At 73.4% G+C, this 26,957-nt stretch carries 2 protein-coding genes; both read left to right on the top strand.

Annotated elements, in window-relative coordinates:
* The first annotated feature begins 8 nt into the window (after positions 1-8).
* Positions 9-15,032 (top strand): type I polyketide synthase, encoded by a 15,024-nt coding sequence (locus B7R87_RS31215; protein ID WP_130585155.1) that lies wholly within the window; start codon positions 9-11, stop codon positions 15,030-15,032.
* 35 nt (positions 15,033-15,067) lie between these two features.
* Complete coding sequence (locus tag B7R87_RS31220; RefSeq protein ID WP_006344989.1) at positions 15,068-26,929, top strand: type I polyketide synthase; 11,862 nt, start codon at positions 15,068-15,070, stop codon at positions 26,927-26,929.
* Positions 26,930-26,957: the final 28 nt, after the last annotated feature.

Consider the following 26,957-nt stretch of genomic DNA (forward strand, 5'->3'; position numbering starts at 1 on the left):
TGGCACCGATGCCCGACGACCAGAAGCTGCTCGACTACCTCAGGCGCGCCACAGCAGACCTCGGTGACGCCAGAAGACGGCTGCGGGAGGCCGAGGAAGCCCGCCACGAACCGATCGCGATCGTCTCCATGGCCTGCCGCTATCCCGGCGGGGCGAACACTCCCGAACTGCTGTGGGACCTGCTGTCCCGGGGCACCGACGCGATATCCGAGTGGCCGGTCGACCGCGGCTGGGACGTCGACGCCCTCTACGACCCGGACCCCGACCGGTCCGGTACCTCCTACACCCGGCACGGCGGCTTCCTGCACGAGGCGGCCGAGTTCGACGCCGAGTTCTTCGGGATCTCGCCGCGTGAGGCGCTGGCGATGGACCCGCAGCAGCGGCTGGTGCTGGAGACCGCCTGGGAGGCGGTCGAGCGGGCGGCGATGGATCCCCGGGCCCTGCGGCGGACCGGCACCGGTGTCTTCCTCGGGGCGATCGGCAACGGCTACGGCACCGACTCCCGTCATCTCCCCGAGGTCCAGGGCCTGCTGGACACCGGAACCGCGAGCAGTGTGATCTCCGGCCGGATCGCCTACACCCTGGGCCTGGAAGGCCCTGCCGTCACCGTCGACACGGCCTGCTCGTCCTCCCTGGTCGCGCTCCACCTCGCGATCCGGGCCCTGCGGGCGGGCGACTGCTCGCTGGCCCTGGCCGGCGGGGTCACGGTGATGGCGACCCCCGACGCCTTCGTGGCGTTCAGCCGCCAGCGGGCCCTCTCGGCCGACGGGCGCTGCAAGGCCTTCGGATCCGGAGCGGACGGCACCGGCTGGTCCGAGGGCGTCGGCGTGCTGCTGCTGGAGCGGCTGTCCGACGCCCGCCGCAACGGCCACCGGGTCCTGGCCGTGGTCCGGGGCTCGGCCACCAACCAGGACGGTGCGAGCAACGGCCTGACGGCGCCCAGCGGACCGGCCCAGCAGCGGGTGATCCGGGCGGCGCTGGCCGACGCCGGACTGACCGCGTCCGACGTGGACGCCGTCGAGGCCCACGGCACCGGCACCAAGCTGGGCGACCCCATCGAGGCCCAGGCGCTGCTGGCGACGTACGGCCGTGACCGCCCGGTGGAACAGCCCTTGTGGCTCGGGTCGTTGAAGTCGAACATCGGCCACACCTCGGCGGCGGCCGGAGTCGGCGGGGTCATCAAGATGGTGCTGGCCATCCAGCACGGCGAACTGCCGCGGACCCTGCACACGGATGTGCCGACGCCGATGGCGGACTGGTCGGCGGGCGCCGTGAAACTGCTGACCGAGGCCCGTACCTGGGACGGTACGGGGCGTCCGCGCCGGGCCGGAGTGTCCGCGTTCGGCGTCAGCGGAACCAACGCGCATCTCATCCTGGAGGAGGCCCCGGCCCGGGAATCCGCTCCCGCGGACCGTCCCGCCGACCGGCCGGAGCAGCAGGGCCCCCTGCCCTGGGTGCTGTCGGGGCGGACCGGCGAGGCGCTGCGCGCCCAGGCGGCCAGGCTGCTGGCGCAGCTGAACGGCGGATCCGGCCCGTCCCTCGGCGAGATCGGCCGCGCCCTCGCCACCACCCGTACGGCATTCGAGCAGCGGGCCGTGGTGGTGGCCGAGGACCGGGACCGGATGCTCGAAGGCGTACAAGCGCTGGCCACGGGCGAATCCGTACCGCAGCTGGTGGTGGGTGGCGGGGTGTCGGGCGGCCGTACCGTGCTGGTGTTTCCGGGGCAGGGGTCGCAGTGGGTGGGGATGGCTGTGGGGCTGCTGGAGGAGTGCGGGGTTTTCGCGGGTCGGATGGCGGAGTGTGAGCGGGCGCTCTCGCCTTATGTGGAGTGGTCTCTTGAAGAGGCGTTGGGTTCGTCGGTGTTGTTGGGGCGGGTGGATGTGGTGCAGCCGGTGTTGTGGGCGGTGATGGTGTCGTTGGCGGAGGTGTGGCGGTCGCATGGGGTTGTGGTGGATGGGGTGGTGGGGCATTCGCAGGGTGAGGTGGCGGCGGCGTGTGTGGCGGGTGGGCTGTCCCTGGAGGACGGGGCGCGGGTGGTGGCGTTGCGGAGCCGTGCGGTGGTGGCGCTGGCCGGAAGCGGTGGGATGGCGTCGGTTGCGCTTTCGGCCGTGGAGGTACGGGAGCGGATCGGGGTCTGGGAGGGCAGGTTGTCGGTGGCGGCGGTCAACGGGCCCCGGTCGACCGTCGTGTCCGGTGATGCGGACGCGGTCACGGAGCTCCTGGAGCAGCTCGACCTCGAAGAGGTACGGGCCCGCCGCATCGAGGTCGACTATGCCTCGCACTCCGTACAGGTGGAGGAGATCCGCGAACGGCTACTCGATGATCTGCACGGCATCGCCCCCGTCTCGGGCACGCTGCCGTTCTGGTCCACCGTCACCGGAGGCTGGCTGGATACGGCGTCGCTGGATGCCGCGTACTGGTACCGCAATCTCCGGGAGACCGTCCGGTTCGAGGAAGCCACCCGCGAACTCCTGACGGAAGGCTTCCGGTTCTTCGTCGAGGCCTCCCCGCACCCCGTACTCGGCTTCGCCGTCCAGCAGACCGCCGAAGAGGCCGGTGCCACCGACTCCCCCGAGGGCCCGGCGGCGGCTCTGGGCACGCTCCGGCGCGGCGAGGGCGGTCTCCACCGCTTTCTGCTCTCCCTGGGCGAGGCCCACGCCTCCGGCCTGTCGCCCGACTGGGACCGGCTGTTCGCCGGGCACCGCTCGGACGACGTCTCCCTGCCGACCTACCCCTTCCAGCGCCGCGCGTTCTGGCTGGAGCACCCCGGCACCGAACCGGCCGGCGGCCCCGGACCGTCCACCGAGGAGGAAGACCTCTGGGAGGCCCTCGGCGGCGGCGACCTGGACCGGTTCACGGCGGCCCTCGGGGTGGCTCCCGAAGACCCCCTGAACCTGGTGCTCCCCGCGCTCACCACCTGGCGCAACGAGCGCAGCGAGCGGTCCGTCGTCGACTCCTGGCGCTACCGCGTCACCTGGCGCGCCCTGCCCGAGGGACCCCCGGCCGCACTGACCGGCCACTGGCTCGTCCTCTCCCCGGCCGGGGAGTCCGAGGACCGGTCGCACCTGTCGGCCGAAACCGTACGAGCCCTGGAACAGGCCGGAGCCACCGTGGTCCGGCTGCGGCTCACCGAATCCGACGCCGAGCGTACGGTGCTGGGTGACCGGATCCGCGAAGCCCTGGCACCCCTGCCAGGACCGGTCACCGGGATCCTGTCGCTGCTGGGCCTCGACGAGCGCCCGCACTCCGTGCACTCCGCCGTCCCGCTGGGCACCGCGCTCAGCCTGGCCTTGGTGCAGTGCCTCGGCGATACCGGGATCGACGCACCCCTGTGGTGGGCGACCAGCGGAGCCGTATCCACGGGAAGCACCGACACCGGCCCGGTCAGTGCCGCACAGAACCTGCTCTGGGGGCTCGGCCGGGTGGCCGCACTGGAGTACCCGCAGCGCTGGGGCGGTCTGGTCGACCTTCCGGAGACCCTGGACGACGACACCGCCGCCCGCCTCTGCCGGGTACTGGCCGGGGAAGCCGGGGACGAGGACCAGACAGCGGTACGGGCTGATGCCTGTTACGGCCGTCGCCTGGTCCGATCCCCTCTCGGCGGCACCACGCCGAGCCGGACGTGGCGGCCCGGCGGAAGCGTCCTGATCACCGGCGGCACCGGCGGGATCGGCGCACAGATCGCGCGCTGGCTGGCCCGGCGCGGAGCCGCGCATCTCGTACTGGTCAGCCGCCGCGGTACGGACGCGCCCGGCGCGGCCGAGCTCTCCGCCGAACTGACCGCACTCGGCGCCCGGACCACCGTGGCCGCCTGCGACGTCGCCGACCTGGACGCCCTGCGCGCCCTGAAGGACGGCCTGGAACGCGACGGCGACCGGATCGGCACCGTCTTCCACGCCGCGGGCGCCGGACTCCTGGTGCCGCTGCCCACGACCGACCTGGACGAGTTCGCCGACACCCTCTACGCCAAAGTCGGCGGGGCCCGCAATCTGGACCTCCTGTTCGACCACGAATCGCTCGACGCGTTCGTCCTGTTCTCCTCCATCTCGGGCGTATGGGGCAGCGCCGACCACGGCGCCTACGCCGCCGCCAACGCCTACCTCGACGGTCTCGCCGAGAACCGCCGCCGGCGCGGCCTGGCGGCGACCTCCGTCGTCTGGGGCATCTGGAACCCCGAAGGCGGAGCAGGAATGGCCGCCGCACTGGTGGAAGAGACCCTCCGCGGCCACGGCGTCCTGTTCATGCCGCCCGCGGTGGCCATCACCGGGCTCCAGCAGGTACTGGACCACGACGAGACGGTGGTCCTCGTCGCCGACATCGACTGGGACCGCTTCGCGGCCGTGTTCACCTCGGCCCGCCCCAGCCCGCTGATCGCCGAACTCCCCGAGGTACGCAGGGCCCTGGCCCCCGAACCGGACACCGCATCCGGCGAAACCGCCGGAACGTCCTCGGCACTGGGCGACCGGCTGCGCCCGCTCCCCGCCGCCGAGCGGACCCGGGTCCTGGTCGACCTGGTGAGGACGCACGCCGCCACCGTCCTCGGCCACGAATCGCTTGACGCGATCGCCTCCGGCCGTGCCTTCCGCGACCTCGGCTTCGACTCGCTGACCGCCGTCGACATGCGCAACCGGCTCAACACCGCCACCGGACTGCGGCTCCCCGTCACCGTCGTCTTCGACTACTCCTCGGCCTCGGCGCTGGCACGGCATCTGGAGACCGCACTCCTGGGAGCGGCCGAACAGCCCGCGGCAGTCTCCCCGCCCCCGCCGGTCCCGGCCGCCGCGGACGACGACCCGATCGTGATCGTCTCCATGAGCTGCCGCTACCCCGGCGGCGTACACACCCCCGAAGACCTGTGGCGCCTGGTCGCCGAAGGCCGCGACGCGGTCTCCGAACTGCCGTCCGACCGCGGCTGGGACCTGGACGGCCTCTACGACGCGGACCCCGACCGGCCCGGCAAGAGCTACACCGCCGCAGGCGGATTCGTCCACGAAGCGGGCCGGTTCGACCCCGGGTTCTTCGGGATCTCGCCCCGCGAGGCACTGGCGATGGACCCGCAGCAGCGGCTGCTCCTCGAAACCTCCTGGGAGGCGATCGAACGCGCCGGCATCGACCCGTCCACCCTGCACGGCACCTCCACCGGCATCTTCGCCGGAGCGTCCTACCAGGGCTACGGCGGCAATCTGCGGGACGTCCCCGACGAACTGGAGGGCCTGCTCATCGCGGGCATCTCCACCAGCGTCCTGTCCGGACGGGTCGCCTACCAACTGGGCCTGCGGGGACCCGCGGTGACAGTGGACACCGCATGCTCCTCGTCCCTGGTCGCCGTACACCTGGCGGCCCGGTCGCTGCGCTCCGGCGAGTGCACCCTGGCGCTGGCCGGCGGCGCGACCGTCATGGGCACCCCGCTGTCCTTCACCGGATTCAGCCGGCAGCGCGGGCTCGCCGAAGACGGGCGCTGCAAGTCCTTCGCCGCCGCGGCGGACGGCTTCGGCATGGCCGAAGGTGTGGGTCTGCTGGTGCTGGAACGGCTCTCGGAGGCCCGCCGCAACGGACATCCGGTGCTGGCGGTCCTCCGCGGATCCGCGATCAACCAGGACGGCGCGAGCAACGGGCTGACCGCACCCAGCGGCCTGGCCCAGCAGGGGGTGATCCGGGACGCCCTGGCGAACGCCCGGTTGGCGGCCGCCGATATCGACGCGGTGGAGGCGCACGGCACCGGAACCCGGCTGGGCGACCCCATCGAGGCCGACGCGCTGCTGGCCGCCTACGGCCGCGACCGGCCCGCCGGACAGCCCCTGTGGCTGGGATCCCTGAAGTCCAACATCGGCCACACCCAGGCCGCCGCCGGCGTCGCCGGAATCATGAAGATGGTCCTGGCGATGGGCCACGGCGTACTGCCGCGCACCCTCCACATCGACCAGCCGTCCCCCGCCGTCGACTGGACGGCAGGCGCCGTCTCCCTGCTGACGGAGGCCACCCCCTGGCCCGAGACCGGCCGCCCGCGGCGGGCCGGGGTCTCCTCGTTCGGCCTGAGCGGCACCAACGCCCATGTGATCGTCGAACAGCCGCCGCCGGAGCTCCCCGCCGTACCGGAGGAAACCGCCGTACCGGACCCGCAGACCCCACCCGCAGCCGTCCCGTGGATCCTCTCCGGGCGCACCCCCGACGCCCTGAAGGCACAGGCCGCCCGGCTCCACGACCATCTGACAGGGCGCCCGGAGCTCACACCCGCGGACATCGGCTACTCCCTGGCCACCACCAGGACCGCATTCGAACACCGCGCAGCCGTCGTCGGCGACCACCGTGACGTGCTGCTGTCCGGCCTGGCCGCACTGGCCGCGGGCCGGCGCGCCCCCGGCCTGGTCGGCGGCACCGTCGCCCGGTCCACCAGAACCGTCTTCGTCTTCCCCGGCCAGGGCTCCGAATGGACCGGCATGGCACGGGAACTCCTCGCCACCGCCCCCGCCTTCGCCGAACGGATCGCCGACTGCGAACGCGCCCTCGCCCCCCACCTGGACTGGTCCCTGGGGGCAGTCCTCAGGGACGAGCCCGGCGCGCCCTCCCTGGACCGGGTCGATGTCGTACAGCCGGTGCTGTTCGCGATGATGGTGTCCCTGGCCGCCCTGTGGCGCTCCTACGGGATCGTCCCCGACGCCGTCGTCGGCCACTCCCAGGGGGAGATCGCCGCCGCCTGCGTCGCCGGAGCGCTCTCCCTCGACGACGCGGCCCGGATCGTCGCCCTCCGCAGCCGGGCCCTCGTCGCCCTCACCGGACACGGCGCCATGATGTTCGTACCGCAGCCGGTCGAAGCGGTACAGGAGCGGCTGACCGCCTGGGACGGGGCACTCGGCGTCGCCGCCGTGAACGGGCCCGCGTCGGTGACGGTCTCCGGCGACCCGGCCGCCCTGGCCGAACTGCGCGACCAGTACTCCGAAGCGGGCGTACTGACCTGGCCGGTACCCAACGTGGACTTCGCCGGGCACTCGATGCAGGTGGAGTCGATTCAGCAGGAGTTGCTCAGCCTGCTCGCCGGAACCGAACCCCGCACGTCCGGCATCCCGTTCTACTCCACCGTCAGCGGCGGACTCCTCGACACCACCGCCCTGGACGCCGACTACTGGTACCGCAACCTCCGCCGGCCCGTGGAGTTCCGGCGGGCCGTCGAAGCACTGATCACCGACGGCCACCACACCTTCGTCGAGTGCAGCACCCACCCCGCGCTCCTGGTCTGGCTGCAACAGGCCCTCGAAGCCGCGGAGACCGGAGACGGAGCCGCCGTCGGCACCCTGCGCCGCGACGAAGGCGGCCCCGCCCGGATGCTCGCCTCACTGGCCGAACTGCACGTCCACGGAGCACCGGTGGACTGGGAGGCGGTCTTCACCGGATCCGGCGCCCGGAAGCAGAACCTGCCCACCTACGCCTTCCGGCAACAGCACTACTGGCTGGACCCGGCCGCCCCCGACCGGCCCACAGCCACCGGTTCGGGACCTGCCGACACCGGGTTCTGGGACGCCGTCGACCGGGGCGACACCGAAGCCCTCGCCACCACCCTGCGGGTCGAGGACGGTGAACTGCGGTCCTCCCTCGCCGCTCTCGTCCCCACCCTGACGCACTGGCTGCGGGGACGGCGCGACAGCACCACCGCCGACGGCTGGCGCTACCGTGTCGCCTGGAAGCCACTGCCGACGCCCGGACGTCCCGGGCTCTCCGGAAACTGGCTGGTCGTGGCCCCCGCGGGCAGCGCCGGAGACCCGGCCGTCGCATTCGCCCTCGACGCGCTGCGTACGCACGGCGCCGTACCGCTCCTGGTCGAGGCCGGCCCGGCCCAAGCCGACCGGGCAGGCTTCACCGGCCTGCTGCGGGACGCCCGGGAAAGCAACGGTGGCGAACCCGCCGGAATACTGTCGCTCCTCGCGCTGGCCGAGGAACCCCACGGCGAGGGTTCCGCACTGCCCCTCGGCCTGGTGATGACGGTCGCCCTGCTCCAAGCCCTGGGCGACACCGGCGCCGACGCCCCCCTCTGGTGCGCCACCAGGGGCGCGGTGTCGGTCGGCCGCTCCGACCGGACAGACCACCCGCTGCAGGCACTGCTCTGGGGTCTCGGCGGAGTCGCCGGAGTCGAGTACCCGCAGCGCTGGGCCGGAATGGTCGACCTTCCGCAGCAGCTCGACGACCGGGCCGGAACCCGCCTTGCGGAGGTGCTGACGGGGCTGGACCAGGAGGACCAGCTGGCGGTACGGGCCTCCGGAGTCTTCGGCCGCAGGATCGTCGGGGCCGGGCTCGGCGATACGGCCCCGGCCCGCGACTGGACACCCGAAGGCACGGTCCTGATCACCGGCGGAACCGGCGGCCTCGGCGCACAGATCGCCCGGTGGCTCGCCCGGAGCGGCACCGCGCATCTGCTGCTGACCAGCCGTCGCGGCCCCGGGACACCGGGTGCGCAGGCCCTGCTGACGGAGCTGCGCGGTCTCGGCGCCGAGACCACTGCGGTGGCCTGCGACGTCGCGGACCGGGACGCCCTGGCGGAGCTGCTCGCCGGGATCCCGGCCGACCGCCCGCTGCGTGCCGTACTGCACGCGGCGGGAGTCCTGGACGACGGCGTCATCGACTCGATCACGCCGGAGCGCGCCGCCGGAGTGCTGCGGCCCAAACTCGACGCCGCCCGCAACCTCGACGCACTCACCCGCGACCACGAACTGACGGCCTTCGTCCTGTTCTCCTCACTCGCCGGGACACTCGGCGGCACCGGCCAGGGCAGCTACGCCGCCGCCAACGCCTACCTCGACGCCCTGGCCCGGCAGCGCCGCGAATCCGGACTGCCCGCCACCGCGGTGGCCTGGGGCCTCTGGGGCGGCGAAAGCCTCGCCTCGGGAGCCGTCGGTGAACGCCTGGTCCGCAACGGACTTCCGGCCATGGACCCCGAACTGGCGACCGCGGCACTCCAGCAGGCACTCGACCACGACGACACCACGGTCCTGGTCGCCGACTTCGCCTGGGAGCGCTTCACCCGCGCGTTCACCGCACTCCGCCCCAGCCCGGCCATCGGCGATCTGCCGCAGGTACGGGAGGCGCTCACCGCGGCCCGGCCGGGCGGGGAGACGGCCGACAGCGCCGGATCCACGCTCCGGCGGCTGGCCGCACTGCCACCGGAGGAGCGGGACCGGGCCCTGCTGGAACTGGTCCGGGTGGAGGTCGCCCAGGTCCTCGGCCACCCCGGACCCGAAGCGGTCGAACCCGACCGGGTGTTCAAGGACCTCGGCTTCGACTCGCTGACCGCCGTCGACCTGCGGAACCGCCTCGCCGAGGCCACCGGGCTCCGGCTCTCGGTGACCCTGGCCTTCGACTACCCCACGGCGACGGTGCTGGCCGGACATCTCCGTACCGAACTGCTCGGGGCCGCCGAGACCGGGACCGCCGCCCCGCAGCGGACACCGGAAACTGCGTCGGCAGTGGCGGCGACCGCCGACGAGGCGATCGCCGTGGTCGCGATGAGCTGCCGCTACCCCGGCGGCGTCACCACCCCCGAGGAACTGTGGGATCTGGTCGCCACCGGGCAGGACGCGATCTCCGGCTTCCCCACCGGACGCGGCTGGGATCTGGAGGGCCTCTACGACCCCGACCCGGACAGGGTCGGCAGCACCTATGCGCGGGAAGGCGGATTCCTCCACGACGCGGACCGGTTCGACCCGGCCTTCTTCGGGATCTCCCCGCGCGAGGCGCTGACCGTCGACCCCCAGCAGCGGCTGCTGCTCGAACTCTCCTGGGAGGCGTTCGAACGGGCCGGAATCGACCCGCTGTCGCTCAAGGGCAGCCGCAGCGGAGTCTTCGTCGGCTGCAGCCACCACGACTACGGCTCGCGCGTCACCCGGCCCTCCGAGGAGACCGAAGGGTATCTCGGCATCGGCAGCGCGGGCAGCGTGGCCTCCGGGCGGATCTCCTACAGTCTCGGTCTGGAAGGACCCGCGGTGACTGTGGACACGGCGTGCTCCTCGTCGCTGGTCGCCGTACACCTGGCGGCCCAGTCGCTGCGGGCGGGGGAGTGCTCCCTCGCGCTCGCGGGCGGGGTGACCGTGATGTCGACACCCGGGGCCTTCGTCGAGTTCAGCAGGCAGCGGGTGCTCGCCGAGAACGGCCGCTGCAAGCCCTTCGCCGCCGCCGCCGACGGAACCTCCTGGGCCGAGGGCGCGGGGCTGCTGGTCCTGGAACGGCTCTCCGACGCCCGCCGCAACGGCCATCCGGTGCTCGCCGTCATCCGTGGCTCCGCCGTCAACCAGGACGGCGCCAGCAACGGCCTGACCGCACCCAACGGCCCTTCCCAGCAGCGGGTGATCCGCGCGGCGCTCGCCAACGCCGGGCTGACGGCCGCCGATGTGGACGCGGTGGAGGCGCACGGCACCGGCACCAAGCTGGGCGACCCCATCGAGGCCCAGGCACTGCTGGCGACCTACGGCCGGGACCGGGCGGCGGACCGGCCGTTGTGGCTGGGGTCCCTGAAGTCGAACATCGGGCACAGCCAGGCCGCCGCCGGAGTGGCCGGGATCATCAAAATGGTGCAGGCGATACGGCACGGAGCGCTCCCTCGCACCCTGCACATCGACGCCCCGACGCCCTACGTGGACTGGTCGGCCGACACGGTCCGGCTGCTCACCGAGGACACCCCGTGGCCGGAGACCGGCCGCCCGAGGCGGGCCGCGGTGTCGTCGTTCGGAGTCAGCGGCACCAACGCCCACACCATCCTCGAACAGCCCGTCGACGCCGTGGAACTCGTAGAAGGGGAACAGGTCCCGGACCCGGCGACCGCACCCCGGCAGTCCCTCCCGGCAACCGCACAGGACCCGGCTCCCCTGCCGTGGCTGCTGTCCGCACGGACCGCGGACGCCCTCCGGGACCAGGCCGGACGGCTGCTCCGGCACCTGGAGCGGAACCCGCAGCCGACCGCCGCGGACCTCGGCTACTCCCTGGCACTGCACCGCAGCGCCTTCGAGCACCGTGCCGCCGTCACCGGTACGGACCGGGAAGCCATGCTCCACGGACTCGCCGCCCTCCACTCGGGCGAACCGTCGGCGGACCTTGTACACGGTATCACCGGAGCACCCGGGAAGACCGCCTTCCTCTTCCCCGGCCAGGGCAGCCAGCTCCCCGGCATGGGAGGCGAACTGTATGCCCGCTACCCGGTCTTCGCCGACGCCTTCGACACGGTCTGCGCGGAACTCGACCCGCTGCTGGACCGTCCGCTGCGCGAGGTCATCGGCGCCGACCCCGGCACCCCCACCGCCGGTTGTGGCCCGCTCGACCTCACCGCATACACCCAGCCCGCCCTGTTCGCCCTCGGCGTCGCGCTCTTCCGGCTGGTCGAACACTGGGGCGTACGCCCCGACTGGCTGCTCGGCCACTCCGTGGGCGAGCTGGCCGCCGCCCATGTCGCCGGGGTGCTCACCCTGCCCGCCGCCGCCGCCCTGGTGGCAGCCCGGGGGCGGCTGATGCAGGCCCTGCCCGCCGGTGGCGCGATGTTCGCCCTCGCCGTACCGGAAGAGGAGGTACTGTCGCTGCTGGCGGGCCGGGAGGACACCGTCGGCCTGGCCGCCGTCAACGGACCGTCCTCGACCGTGATCTCCGGTGAGGACACGGCGGTCACCGAGATCGCCGCCGGGCTCGCGGCACTCGGGCACAAGACCCGCCGACTGCGCGTCAGCCATGCCTTCCACTCACCGCTGATGGAGCCGATGCTCGCCGCGTTCCGCAAGGTCGCCGCCGGGCTCGACCCCGGCGAAGCCACCGTTCCGGTCATCTCCGACCTGACCGGGGAACCGGCCACGGCCGAACAGCTCGGCTCGCCGGACCACTGGGTCGAACACGTCCGCGGAACGGTCCGCTTCCAGGACGGAATCCGCCGCCTCGAACGCGAAGGCGTCACCGCCTTCCTGGAGCTCGGACCCGACGGCGCGCTCACCACCATGGGCCAGGACTGCCTCACCGGCGACGCCCTGCTGGTCCCCCTGCTGCGCAGGGACCGGCCCGAGGCCGCCACGGCCGCATCCGCCCTGGCCCGGCTCCACGTCCACGGCGTCCCGGTGGACTGGCGGGCCGTCCACTCCGGCACCGGGGCCCGCCCCGCCGCACTGCCGACCTACCCCTTCCAGCGCCGGAGCTACTGGCTGCAGGGCACCAGGGCCGAAGCCGATCTGCCCTCCGCCGGACTCGTGATGGCCGACCATCCGCTGCTCGGAGCCGGATCCGAACTGGCCGAATCCGACGGCTTCCTGTTCACCGGCAGGCTCTCGGTCCGCAGCCACCCCTGGCTGGCCGACCACGGCGTCTTCGAAGGCGTCCTGTTCCCGGCCACCGCCTTCCTGGAACTCGCCGTCCGCGCGGGCGACCAGGTCGGCTGCGACCAAGTCGGGGAACTCACCCTGGAGGCCCCGCTGGTGCTCCCCGAGAGCGGAGCGGTCGCCATCCAGCTCACCGTCGGAGCCCCGGACGGCTCCGGCGCCCGCCCGCTGAGCGTCCACGCCAGAAACGAGGACTCCGGACCCGATACACCGTGGACCCGGCACGCGAGCGGTCTGCTCACCCCGGGCGGCGACCCGGACCAGGCCGAGCAGGCCGATCTCGTTGAGTGGCCGCCGCCCGGGGCCGTACCCCTCGATGTGGAAGGGCTCTACCAGCGCTTCGCCGACGGCGGCTTCGCCTACGGCCCCGCGTTCCAGGGCCTGCGGGCGGCCTGGAGGCTCGGCGACGAGGTCTACGCCAGTGCGAGCCTGCCACCGCAGCAGCAGCCGGAAGCAGCCGGATTCGGTCTCCACCCGGCCCTGCTGGACGCCGCCCTGCACGCCCTGGTCTTCGACGTACTGCAGGGTCCCGCCCAGGGCTGGCTGCCGTTCTCCTGGAACGGGGTGCGCCTGTACGCCTCGGGCTCGTCCGAGCTGAGGCTGCGGCTGACACCGACCGGACGGGACACCGTCGCGGTGCTGGCGGCCGACGGCACCGGACGGCCGGTGCTCTCGGCCCGGTCCCTGGTGCTCCGGCCGGTCTCGGCGGATCGGTTCAAGGCCGCCCGCACCGGGCACCACCAGGAGCTGTTCCGCCCCGAATGGCACGTCCTCCCCGAACGCACCGGGGCAGTGGCCGGCGGCCCCGGAACCTGGGCCGTACTCGGCACGGACACACCCCCGTGGTGCGAGTCCCTGCCGCTTACGGGCCCGGTGGTGAAGGACCTCGCGGAGCTCACCGCACTGATCGACGAGGGCACACCGCCGCCCCGGCTGGTGCTCGCGGCCTGCCCGCCCGCCACGGCGGACGACCTCAGCGGCGCGGTCCACGGCGCGGTCGGCACGGTCCTCTCCCTCCTGCGCGAATGGCTGGCGGACGAGCGCTTCGACCAGTCCCGGCTGGTGCTGTTGACCTCGGGCGCGGTACCCGTGACCGGCGGCGACAGCGGTGGGGTTCCGGATCCGGCCCTGGCAGCGGTCTGGGGACTGGTCCGCTCGGCACAGACGGAGAACCCCGACCGCTTCGTCCTCCTCGATGTGGACACCCACGAGGCCTCGCCCCCGGCCGTCGCCGGAGCTCTCGCGTCCGGTGAACCCCAGCTGGCGATCCGGGCGGGGACGGCGCATACCGCCCGACTCGCCGGGGTGCCGCTGTCCGCCGCCGGACGCAGGCCCGGCTGGGACGCCGGGGGAACCGTACTGATCACCGGCGGGACCGGTGCCATCGGCGCCCGGATCGCCTGCCATCTGGCCGCCGAACACGGCGTCGGGCACCTGCTGCTGACCAGCCGCAGCGGACCGGCCGCCGAAGGGGCGGCGGAACTCCTCGCCGCACTCGCCGCGCTGGGCGCCGACGCCCGGATCGTCGCCTGCGACGCCGCCGACCGCGATACGCTCGCGGACCTGCTGGCGGGCCTGCCGCCGGAACACCCCCTGACCGGGGTGGTGCACGCCGCCGGTGTGCTCGCCGACGGTGTCGTCGCCACCATGACCCCCGAGCAGCTCGACACCGTACTCCGCGCCAAGGTGGACGCCGCCGTCAACCTGCACGAGCTGACCGCCGGCACCGACCTCTCCGAATTCGTCCTGTTCTCCTCCATCGCAGGCGTCTTCGGCGGTATGGGCCAGGGCAACTACGCCGCCGCCAACGCCTTCCTGGACGCCCTCGCCCACCGGCGCCGGGCCGAAGGGCTCCCCGGACGCTCCCTCGCCTGGGGGCTGTGGGCCAACCGGACCGGGATGACGGGCGGCCTCACCGAGGCCGATCTGAAACGGATCGCCAGAGGCGGGATCGTCGCCTTCACCCCGGCCGAGGGGCTGGCACTCTTCGACGCGGCAGGGGCCCTCGACGAAACAGTCGTCCTGCCCCTGCGGCTCGACACGGCCGCGGTACGCGACCAGGCCGCAAACGGCGGGATACCGCACCTGCTCCGCGGCCTGGTGCGCGCCCCGGCACGGCGCGGCACCGCGGGCCGTACCGCCGACGAAGGACCCGGCGGGGCCGAAGCACTGAAAGCACGGCTCGACCGCCTGGGCGGGCCGCAGCGCGACCGGGTGCTGCTCGACCTGGTCCGCTCCCACGCCTCCATGGTCCTCGGCCACAGCGGCCCCGCCGGGATCGAACCGGACCGCGGACTGCTGGAGATCGGCTTCGACTCGCTGACGGCCGTGGAACTGCGGAACCGGCTCCGCGCCGCCACCGGCCTCCAGCTCCCGGCGACCCTGCTCTTCGACTATCCGACCCCGGCCGCGATCGCCGGACACCTCGCCGCCGAACTGACCCCCGGACCCGGGTCCGGCCCGCCGCCCGGACTGGCCGAACTGGACCTCCTGGAAAGCGCCATCGCCGACGGAGCAGGCGACGACGCGGACCGCGACCGGCTCGCCGCCAGAATCCGCACCCTCCTCGGACGCCTCGACCCGGCGGCCACGGCGGCAGGCGGCCCCCGTACGGCCGACGCGGGGATCGACGACCGGATGGACGGCGCGACCGACGACGAGATCTTCGACTTCATCGACAACGAACTCGGCATGTCATGACGGCGACCAGCAGCGCGAACCGAGGTGGCGGGGCAATGGGGAACGACGACAGGCTCAGGGACTACCTCAAGCGGGTGACGGCGGATCTGCACCGGACCCGCCGCCGTCTGACCGAGGCCGAGGCCGCGGGCCGCGAACCGATCGCCGTCACCGCCATGAGCTGCCGCTATCCGGGCGGGGTGGAATCGCCGGAGGATCTGTGGCGGCTGGTCGCCACCGGAACCGACGCCGTCACCGGCTTCCCCGGCGACCGCGGCTGGGACCTGGAACACCTCGACGACCCGGAGCAACAGCGCAGCGGCACCAGCTACGCCGCCCAAGGCGGCTTCCTCGACGACGTACAGGGATTCGACCCCGGGTTCTTCGGCATCTCGCCCCGTGAGGCACTGGCCATGGACCCCCAGCAGCGTCTGCTGCTGGAGACCACCTGGGAGGCGTTCGAACGGGCGGGGATCGACCCGGCGTCCCTGCGCGGCAGCAGCACCGGTGTCTTCGCGGGGGTGATGTACCAGGACTACGCGGTACGGCTGAAGCGCGTCCCCGACGATCTGGCCGGCTATCTGGGCAGCGGCAGCTCCGACAGCGTCGCCTCGGGCCGGATCGCCTACACCTTCGGTCTCGAAGGACCGGCGGTGAGCGTCGACACCGCCTGCTCGTCCTCCCTCGTCGCCATCCACCTCGCCGCCCAGGCCCTGCGGCAGGGCGACTGCACCCTGGCACTCGCCGGGGGCGCGATGGTGATGTCGACACCGGTCCCGTTCGTGGAGATGAGCCGGCAGGGCGGCCTCGCCAGGGACGGCCGCTGCAAGTCCTTCGCCGCCGCCGCGGACGGCACCGGCTGGGGCGAGGGCGTGGGGATGCTGCTGCTGGAGCGGCTCTCCGACGCCCGGCGCAACGGGCACCCGGTGCTCGCCCTCATCCGCGGTACCGCCGTCAACCAGGACGGCGCGAGCAGCAGACTCACCGCCCCCAACGGCCCCGCCCAGCAACGGGTGATCCGCCGGGCCCTGGAGAACGCCGGACTCACCCCCGCCGACGTGGACCTGGTGGAGGCACACGGCACCGGCACCCCGCTGGGCGACCCCATCGAGGCCCAGGCACTGCTCGCCACCTACGGCCGGGACCGCCCCACCGACCGGCCGCTGCTGCTGGGCTCCCTGAAGTCCAATATTGGCCACACCCAGGCGGCGGCCGGGGTCGGCGGCGTCATCAAGGCCGTACTCGCCATGCGGCACGGGACCGTCCCGCCGACCCTGCATGCCGCAAACCCGTCACCGCAGATCGACTGGACATCGGGCGCGGTGCGCCTGGTCACCGAGAACACCCCCTGGCCGGACACCGGACGGCCGCGCAGGGCGGCGGTCTCCTCGTTCGGCGTCAGCGGAACCAACGGACACGTCGTCCTGGAACAAGCCGACGAACAGGCCGGTGAACAGGCCGCCGAACCCGCCGGGGACCCCGGCGGAACACACGCCACCACCACCACCGCCACCCCGCGACACGTCCTCCCCTGGGTACTCTCCGGCCGCACCGCCGGGGCGCTGCGCGCTCAGGCCGCACGGCTCCGGACCCATCTGGACGCCCGCCCCGGATGGGGCCCCGCCGAGGTCGGCCACGCCCTGGCGACGACCCGCGCCTCCCACGAGCACCGGGCGGTCCTGATCGGCACCGGCCCGGACGGATTCCGCTCCGGCCTCGACGCTCTTGCCGCGGACACCACCGCCCCCGGCCTGCTCCGCGGTACCGCCGGACCGGGCGGCGACGTGGTCATGGTTTTCCCCGGACAGGGCTCGCAGTGGGCCGGGATGGCCGTGGAACTGCTCGACACCGCACCGGTCTTCGCGGCCCGCGCCGCCGACTGCGAACGCGCCCTCGCCCCGTACGTCGACTGGTCACTGGAAGCCGTCCTGCGCGGCGTCCCCGGCACACCGCCGCCGGAGCGCGTCGACGTCGTCCAGCCGGTGCTGTGGGCGGTCATGGTCTCGCTGGCGGAGCTGTGGCGCTCGTACGGCGTCACCCCGGGCGCGGTGGTCGGACACTCGCAGGGCGAGATCGCGGCCGCGTGCGTGGCGGGTGCCCTCTCCCTGGACGAAGCGGCGCGGGTCGTCGCCCTGCGCAGCCGGGCGATACGGGCCCTGTCCGGCCGCGGCGGCATGGCCTCCGTGGCCCTGCCCGCCGCGCAGACCGGCGAGTGGATCGCCGCCTGGCACGGCAGACTGTCCGTCGCTGCGGTGAACGGCCCCGCGTCCACGGTGGTATCCGGCGATCCGGACGCGCTCGACGAACTCCTCGCACAGGCGTCGGACCGGGAGATACGGAACCGGCGGATCCCAGTCGACTACGCCTCGCACAGCGCCCACGTCGAGGACATCCGCGGAGAACTCCTCACCCTGCTGGACGGTCTGACCCCGCGCCGTTCCGAAATCCCGTTCTACTCCACGGTCACCGGCGGACTCCTGGAGGACACAGCCACCCTGGACGCCGACTACTGGTACCGCAATCTGCGCGCGACCGTCCGCTTCGAAGAGGCGACCCGCGCCCTGCTGGCGGACGGCTACCAGGTGCTGCTGGAGAGCAGCCCCCACCCGGTGCTCACCGTCGGTGTGCTGGAGACCGCCGAGGACGCGGGCGCCGACGCCGCCGCCGTCGGCTCGCTGCGCCGGGACGAGGGCGGGCTGCGCAGATTCACCGAATCCCTCGCCGAACTGCATCTGCGCGGCGTACCGCTCGACTGGGACGCCGTCTTCGCCGGCCGCCGCCCCGGACCGGTGGAGCTGCCGACCTACGCCTTCCAGCGGGAGCCGTACTGGCTGGCGGACATCGCAGCACCCGAGGCCGATATCACCTCGGCGGGTCTGGCACCGGCCGGCCATCCGCTGCTGGGCGCCGTCGTGCTGCTCGCGGACAGCGACGGCCTGCTGCTCACCGGCAGGCTGTCGACCGCCACCCACCCGTGGCTGGCCGACCACGCCGTCCGGGGCGGAGTGCTGCTCCCGGGAACCGCCTTTCTGGAGCTGGCGCTTCAGGCGGGAGCCCGCGTCGGCTGCCCGCGGGTCGAGGAACTCGCCCTCCGGGCCCCGCTGGTGCTGCCCGAGCACGGCGGGACGCTGCTGCGGCTCTCCGTGGGCGCGCCCGACCCGCAGGGACGCCGCCCGCTGACCCTGCACTCCCGGCCCGACACCACGGCCGGAGACGGAAACGGTGACGGAGACGGGAACGGCGCATGGGTCCGGCATGCCGAGGGCGTGCTCACCGAGGAGGGCGCGAGCACGGCCGCGACGGACCCCGAGCATCCCGATTACCCCGACGGCAACTGGTCGGCGGTCTGGCCGCCGCCCGGCGCCGAGCCGGTCGACCTCGACGGGCTGTACGACCGTTTCGCCGATGGCGGTTTCGTCTACGGTCCCGCGTTCCAGGGCCTGAGGGCCGCCTGGCGGCGCGGTGACGAGGTGTTCGCCGAAGCCGTACTGCCGGACGGGCCCGCACCCGGCTCCGACCGTTTCGGCCTGCACCCGGCCCTGCTGGACGCGGCCCTGCACACCACCGGACTCCCCGGCACCGCCGGAGCGGACGAACACCCCGGGGGGCGGATGCCGTTCACCTGGAACGGTGTCACCCTGCATGCCACCGGCGCGGACGCGATACGGGTACGGATCACCCCGGCGGCGCCCGATGCGGTGACGCTCCGGATGGCCGACCCGACCGGACGGACCGTGGCGACGGTGGACTCGCTGGTGCTCCGGCCCGCCGCCGCGGCACAGTTCACCACCGGTCCCGGCCGCGTCGGCCACCACGACGACCTGTTCCAGGTGGAGTGGGTCCCGGTGCGGCCCGCCGGGACCGGGGCACCGGTGGCGGCTCCGGTCACGGACCTGGCGTCGCTGGTGGCCGATGTCGACGCCGGAGCGCCGGTGCCCGGGACGGTCCTGCTGGACTGCGAGACCGGAGACCTCACCGCCGAAGCGGTCCGGCGGGTCGTGCACCGGGCCCTCGCGGATGTGCAGACGTGGCTCGCCGACGACCGCTTCGCAGGCTCCCGGCTGGTGTTCCGTACCCGAGGCGCGGTCGGTGCCGGATCGGACGTGCGGAACCCGGCGCAGAGCGCGGTCTGGGGCCTGGTCCGCTCCGCCCAGTCCGAGCATCCGGGACGCTTCGCCCTGCTCGACCTCGACCCGGACGACCCGGCGGGGACCTCGCCCGGTGCGGCGGCGGCTCTCGCCTCGGGGGAGGCACAGTCGGCCGTACGAGGCGCGGAGGTACGCGTACCACGGCTGGCGAGGGTCGCGAAGAGCGGGCCGGACCCGGCGGCCGCCCCCCGGCCCCTGGATCCGGCCGGAACCGTTCTCGTCACCGGGGGCACCGGCCTGCTGGGTTCCCATATCGCCCGACGCCTGGTCACCGGGCACGGAGTGCGGCAGCTGCTGCTGCTCTCCCGCAGCGGCCCGGCAGCCCCCGGAGCCGAGGAGCTGCGGTCCGAACTGGCGGCGCTGGGCGCCGAGGCGAGGATCGTCGCCTGTGACGCCGCCGACCGGGACGCCCTCGCGACCGTACTCGCGGATCTGCCGCCGGAGCATCCGCTGACCGCCGTGGTCCACGCCGCTGGCGCCCTGGACGACGGCGTCGTCACGGCGCTCACCCCGGAGCGCGTGGACGGTGTGCTGCGCCCCAAGGCCGACGCGGCCCTCCATCTGCACGATCTGACCGACGGGCTGGACCTCGCCGCCTTCGTCCTCTTCTCCTCCGCCGCAGGCACGTTCGGAGGCCCCGGACAGGCCAACTACGCCGCCGCCAACGCGTTCCTCGACGCCCTCGCCGAACAGCGGCGGGCGGCGGGGTTCGCCGGCCGGTCACTCGCCTGGAGCCTGTGGGAGCAGCCCAGCGCCCTGACCGGACATCTGGACGACGCCGAAGTGCGGCGCATCGCCCGCTCCGGGATGCCGCCGCTCTCCACCGAGCAGGGACTCGCCCTGTTCGACACCGCCCTCGCCGTGGACCGGGCCGTGCTGGTACCGATCCGTCTCGATACGGTCGCCCTGCGGTCGGCGGCGACGGCCGGAACCCTGCCGCCGCTGCTGAGCGGTCTGGTACGGACTCCGCCGCGCCGGGCGGCGACGGCCGCCGCGGTGACGGCGGGCGAGGACGTCCTGCGCGGACGTCTCGCGGCACTCGACGACGCCGGACGGCTGCGGCTGCTCCTCGGACTCGTCCGGACGCATACGGCGGCGGTCCTCGGCCATGCCTCCCCGGACGATCTGGACCCCGGACGGGCGTTCCGCGATCTCGGGTTCGACTCGCTGGCCTCGGTGGAGCTGCGGAACCGGCTGAACGCCGCCACCGGGCTGCGGCTCCCGGCAAGCCTGGTCTTCGACTATCCGACGCCGACGGTGCTTGCGGACTCCCTCCGTACCGGACTGGCAGCTTCCGGTTCCGGTTCTGGTTCTGGTTCCGGTGTCGGGAAGGCCGTCTCCGCTGTGCGGGCGGAGGGTGGACCGGGCGCCGGGGACGACCGGATCGCGATCGTCTCCATGGCCTGCCGTTTCCCCGGAGGTGTCCGCTCGCCCGAGGATCTGTGGCGGATGCTGGCCGAGGGCCGCGACGGTATCTCCGGGTTCCCGGCGGACCGCGGCTGGGGACTGGACGCGCTCTACGATCCGGAACCCGGCCGCCCCGGCACCTCCATCACCCGGAACGGTGGATTCCTTTACGATGCGGCCGACTTCGACGCGGAGTTCTTCGGGATCTCGCCGCGCGAGGCGCTGGCGATGGACCCGCAGCAGCGGCTGCTGCTGGAAACGGGCTGGGAACTCTTCGAACGCGCGGCCATCGACCCGGCCGACCTGCGCGGCGGCGCCGTCGGCACCTACGTCGGTCTGATGCAGCAGGACTATGCCGCCCGTCTGCTGCCCTATATCCCCGAGGACGTCGAAGGCTTCCTCGGCACCGGCAACTCCGGAAGCATCGTCTCCGGACGACTGGCCTACTTCTTCGGCCTGGAAGGCCCCGCGGTCACCGTGGACACGGCGTGCTCGTCGTCGCTGGTGGCCCTGCACATGGCGGTACGGGCCCTGCGATCGGGCGAATGCTCCATGGCGCTGGCCGGCGGTGTCAACGTGATGTGCAGCCCCGAACTCTTCGTCGAGTTCAGCCGCCAGGGCGGCCTGGCCCCCGACGGCCGCTGCAAGTCCTTCGCCGCCGCGGCCGACGGCACCGCCTTCGGCGAGGGCGTGGGGATGCTGCTGGTGGAGCGGTTGTCGGATGCCCGGCGGAACGGGCATCCGGTGCTGGCGGTGATCCGTGGTTCGGCGGTGAACCAGGACGGTGCGAGCAACGGTCTGACGGCGCCGAACGGTCCTTCGCAGCAGCGGGTGATCCGGGCGGCGCTGGCCGATGCCGGGCTGGCCGCGTCCGAGGTGGACGTGGTGGAGGCGCACGGCACCGGTACCAAGCTGGGCGATCCCATCGAGGCGCAGGCGCTGCTGGCGACGTACGGCCAGGACCGTCCCGCGGACCGGCCGGTACGGATCGGCTCCCTGAAGTCCAATATCGGCCACACTTCGGCCGCAGCCGGAGTCGGCGGTGTGATCAAGTCGGTCCTGGCGCTGCGGCACGGGGTGATGCCGAAGACCCTGCATGTGGACGGTCCCACCCCGGAGGTCGACTGGTCGGCGGGCGCGGGCGAGCTGCTGGCCGAAGCCAGGGAGTGGCCCGACACCAGCCGCCCCCGTCGGGCGGGTGTGTCGTCCTTCGGCGTGAGCGGAACCAACGCCCATATCGTCCTGGAGCAGTCGCCCGCGACCGAGCAGGCCGAAGTGTCCGGGACACCGGCGCACCCGCCCGCCGCCGTACCGTGGCCGCTTTCGGCACGGAGCCCCGAGGCACTGAGGGGGCAGGCAGCAGCCCTGCTCGGGGCGCTCCGCGACGGGACGGACGCGTCCGCCTGCGATCTCGCGTTCTCGCTGGCCACCGGCCGTACCGTGCACGGACACCGCGCGGTGGTCGTGGGCTCGGGGGAGAAGCTGTCCGAGGGCCTCGCCGCTCTGGCGGAGGGGACGGAGTCTCCGCAGCTGGTGGTGGGTGGTGGGGTGTCGGGCGGTCGGACGGTGCTGGTGTTTCCGGGGCAGGGGTCGCAGTGGGTGGGGATGGCTGTGGGGTTGCTGGGGGAGTCGGAGGTGTTTGCGGGTCGGATGGCGGAGTGTGAGCGGGCGTTGGCGCCTTTTGTGGGGTGGTCGTTGGGGGAGGCGTTGGGTTCGTCGGTGTTGTTGGGGCGGGTGGATGTGGTGCAGCCGGTGTTGTGGGCGGTGATGGTGTCGTTGGCGGAGGTGTGGCGGTCGTTTGGTGTGGTGGTGGATGGGGTGGTGGGGCATTCGCAGGGTGAGGTGGCGGCGGCGTGTGTGGCGGGTGGGTTGTCGTTGGAGGACGGGGCGCGGGTGGTGGCGTTGCGGAGCCGTGCGGTGGTGGCGCTCGCGGGTCGCGGTGGGATGGCGTCGGTTGCGCTTTCGGCCGGGGAGGTACGGGAGCGGATCACGGTCTGGGAGGGCCGGTTGTCGGTGGCGGCGGTCAACGGTCCGCGGTCGACGGTCGTGTCGGGTGATGCGGAAGCGGTCACGGAACTGCTGGAACAGTGCGAAGCCGAGGAGGTTCGGGCCCGGCGTATCGAGGTCGACTACGCCTCGCACTCTCCCCAGGTGGAGGAGATCCGCGAAAGGTTGCTGGCCGATCTGGACGGCATCAACCCCACCTCGGGCACGTTGCCGTTCTGGTCCACCGTCACCGGTGGCTGGCTGGATACGGCGTCGCTGGATGCCGCGTACTGGTACCGCAATCTCCGGGAGACCGTCCGGTTCGAGGAAGCTACCCGCGAACTCCTGACGGAAGGGTTCCGGTTCTTTGTCGAGCCGAGTCCGCATCCGGTGCTGGCGGTCGCGGTGGGGGAGTCGGCGGAGGCCGCGGGTGTCGACGCGGCCGTCGTGGGCACTCTCCGGCGCGGCGAAGGCGGCCTCGAACGGCTCCTGCACTCCCTCGGCCAGGCGTACACCCAAGGGCTTCCGGTCGACTGGGAGCCGCTGTTCGCGGGCACCGGCGCCCGCCGCGTCGACCTGCCCACCTACGCCTTCCAGCACCGGCGCTACTGGCTGGACGTACCGACCACGAGCTGGGACGTCGGCTCCGCGGGACTCGCCACCACGGGACACCCCCTGCTCGGCGCGGCGCTGGAGACCGCGGACTCCGGTGAACTGCTGCTCAGCGGCCGGGTGTCACTGCACACCCACCCCTGGCTGGCCGACCACGCGGTATCGGGCACCGTACTCTTCCCCGGCACCGCCTTTCTGGAGCTGGCGCTGCGTGCCGCCGCCGAGGCGGACTGCCCCGTGGTGGAAGAACTCACCCTGCGATCGGCACTGGTACTGCCGGACGAAGGAGCCGTCCTCCTACAGGTGCGGGTCGGAACGGCCGACGGCGACGGCCGAAGGCCTTTGAGTGTGTTCGCCCGTACCGGCAGGGACTCCGACCGGCCGTGGACCGAGCATGCGACGGGCACCCTGGCCCCCCGGCCCACCGGGGACGGAGCCGGAACCGCTGCCGGGCTGCTGAGCTGGCCACCGGCCGGTGCCGAACCCGTGGACGTGGACCCGGACGACCTCTACGAGCGCTTCGCCGAAGCCGGCTACGACTACGGCCCCGCCTTCCGCGGGATCCGTACCGCGTGGCTCCGCGGAGACGAGGTCTTCGCCGAAGTGGTGCTGCCGCAGCCGCAGCACGCCGATGCCGCAGGCTGCGCCGTGCATCCCGCACTGCTGGACGCGGCCCTCCAGACGGCGGCATTCCTTCCGGACCAGGACGGCCGGGCCCGGCTGCCCTTCAGCTGGACCGGGGTGACCAGCCGGATCACCGGTGCCACCACCCTGCGCGTACGGCTGACCCGCGCCGCCGCGGACGCCGTGACCCTCTCCGTACACGATCTGACCGGCCAACAGGTACTGACCGTGGATTCCCTCGCCCTGCGACCCGCGGCCGACGGCGGTCCTCTCTCCGCCGCCCACGGCGATCTGCTGTTCCACCTCGACTGGACGCCCGCCACCGGCCCGGCCCGTGCTCCCGTCCCGGGCTGGGCCGCCCTGGACGGTGCCGTCCCCGGCGCGGACGCCTGGCCGGACCTCGCCGCCCTGAGCGCCGCCATCGGCTCGGGACTACCCGCACCGGGCACGGTCGTCGCGACCGTTCCGACCACCGGCTCGCCGTCCGACCCGTCCGACCCGTCCGACCGGATCCACGCCACCGTCCGCGACGGCCTCGCCCTGGTCCAGCAGTGGCTCCACGACGAGCGGTTCTCCGGGTCGAAACTGACCCTGCTCACCAGGGACGCGGTCCGCACCGGACCGGCCGACCGCCCCGCCGACCTCGCCCAGTCCGCCCTCTGGGGACTGGTACGGAGCGCACAGACCGAGCATCCCGGCCGCTTCGTACTCGTCGACCTGCACCCGGCGGACACCGCCGCGGACGTCCTGCCCGCCGCCCTGGCCGCCGACGAACCCCAGCTGGCCGTACGAGCCGGAGAGCTGCTGGTGCCCCGGCTCGCCCGCGGCGGACGGGCCGACGGAACACTGCCCCTGCCGCAGGACGAACCGGCCTGGCGGCTCGCCACCGACGGCCGGGGCTCCCTGGACGACATCGCGTTCCTGCCCGCCCCCGACGCCCTCGCCCCGCTGGGCAAGGGCGAGGTCCGGATCGCGGTACGCGCCGCCGGGCTGAACTTCCACGACGTCATCGCCACCCTCGGGCTGGACCCGGACCCCGAACAGCAGGGCCTCGGCAGCGAAGGGGCCGGAACCGTCGTCGACGTCGGGCCCGGCGTCGACGACCTGGCGCCGGGAGACCGGGTGATGGGCATCTTCCGAGGCGCCTTCGGCCCGGTCGCCGTCGCCGACCGGCGCACCATCGCCCGGATACCCTCCGGCTGGTCCTACGCCCGCGCGGCATCCGTACCTGTGGTGTTCCTCACCGCCTACTACGGCCTCTTCGATCTGGGCGGTCTGCGGCACGGGGAATCCGTCCTGGTCCACGCGGCGGCCGGCGGCGTCGGCACAGCAGCGGTCCAGCTCGCCCGGCACGCCGGTGCGGAGGTCTTCGGGACCGCGAGTCCCGCGAAGTGGGACGTACTGCGGGCCGCCGGACTGGACGACGCGCACATCGCCTCGACCCGGGACACCGGCTTCGCCGACAGCTTCCTCACCACCACCTCCGGACGAGGTGTCGATGTCGTACTCGACAGCCTGGCGAGGGAGTTCGTCGACGCGGGCCTGAGACTGCTGCCCCACGGCGGCCGGTTCGTCGAACTGGGAAAGACCGACATCCGCGATCCCGAGGAGATCGCCCGGCAGCACCCCGGTGTGCGCTACCGGGCGTTCGACCTGATGGAAGCCGGGCCGCAGCGTATCGGCGAGATGCTGGCCGAAGTCCTGGACCTGTTCGAGCGGGGCGTGCTCCGCCCCCTGCCGGTCACCGGCTGGGACATCCGGCAGGCCCCGGCGGCCCTCCGGTCGCTCAGCCGCGCCGCAGGGGTAGGCAAGAACGTGCTTCTGCTCCCCGCACAGCCGGACCCGGAGGGCACCGTCCTGATCACCGGGGCCACCGGCACCCTGGGGCGGCTCGTGGCCCGGCACCTGGTCGTCTCCCACGGCACCCGGCACCTGCTGCTGGCGGGGCGCCGGGGCGGATCCGCCGCCGGAATGCCCGAACTCGTCCAGGAGCTGACGGCGCTCGGGGCCACCGTGACCGTCGCCGCCTGCGACGTGGCCGACCGCACCGAGCTGGCCGCCCTCCTCGCGGCCGTACCGGCAGCGCATCCGCTGACCGCGGTCGTCCATGCCGCCGGTGTCCTGGACGATGCCACGGTCACCGGACTGACGCCCGACCGGCTCGACCGCGTCCTGCGGCCCAAGGCGGACGCCGTGCTCGCCCTCCACGAAGCGACCCGCGGATCCGACCTCGCGGCCTTTGTGCTGTTCTCCTCCGGGGCCGCACTGTTCGGCGGCGCCGGACAGGCGAACTATGCGGCCGCCAACGCGGTCCTCGATGCCGTCGCCGCCGAACGCAGGGCCGAGGGGCTGCCGGGCGTGTCCATCGGCTGGGGCCTGTGGGAGGAGCGCAGCGCCATGACGGCCCGCGTCACCGGCGGCCGTGGCACGGGTGCGCTGACGTCGGCGGAAGGGCTCGCCCTCTTCGACACGGCGCTGGACTCCCCGCACGCCTACCGGCTCGCGGCCCGTATCGACCCGTCCGTGCTGCGAGCGGACGAGCAGCTCCCCGCCGTGCTCCGCGGACTGGTCCGACCGGCCCGCGCCACGGCGGCGTCCCCGCCGCCGGTCCGCTCCCTGGCGGAACAACTCGCCGCGCTGCCCGCCGCCGAACTCCACCGGGCACTCCTCGACCTGGTGCGCGGCAGCGCGGCCGCGGTGCTCGGCCACAGCACGCCGGAGCTGATCAGGGCGGCCCGCCCGTTCAAGGAGATCGGCTTCGACTCCCTCACCGGGGTGGAGCTCCGCAACCGGCTGGCGTCCTCCACCGGGCTGCGGCTGCCCGCCGCACTCGTCTTCGACCATCCCACACCGGAGGCGCTCGCCCGCCATCTCGCGGTACGGATCACCGCCGGACGCCCGGCGGACGACTCGGCGGTCCTGGCCGGACTCGACAGCCTGGAGGCACTGCTCGACGCCCTGCCCGAGCAGGCCGTCAGCGATGAACTGGCCGCCCGGCTCCAGCAGGTCCTGTCACGCGGGCCGCGCCGCGCCGCCACCGCCGCCGCCCCCGTCCCTGACGAACTGGCGGCCGACGGGATCGCATCGGCGAGCGACGACGAGGTATTCGACTACATCGACCGGCAGTTGGGACTCGCATGACCCCGGAACCGATCTCCCCCGTCCGGGT

It is taken from the genome of Streptomyces tsukubensis (assembly GCF_003932715.1).
GTDB lineage: Bacteria > Actinomycetota > Actinomycetes > Streptomycetales > Streptomycetaceae > Streptomyces > Streptomyces tsukubensis.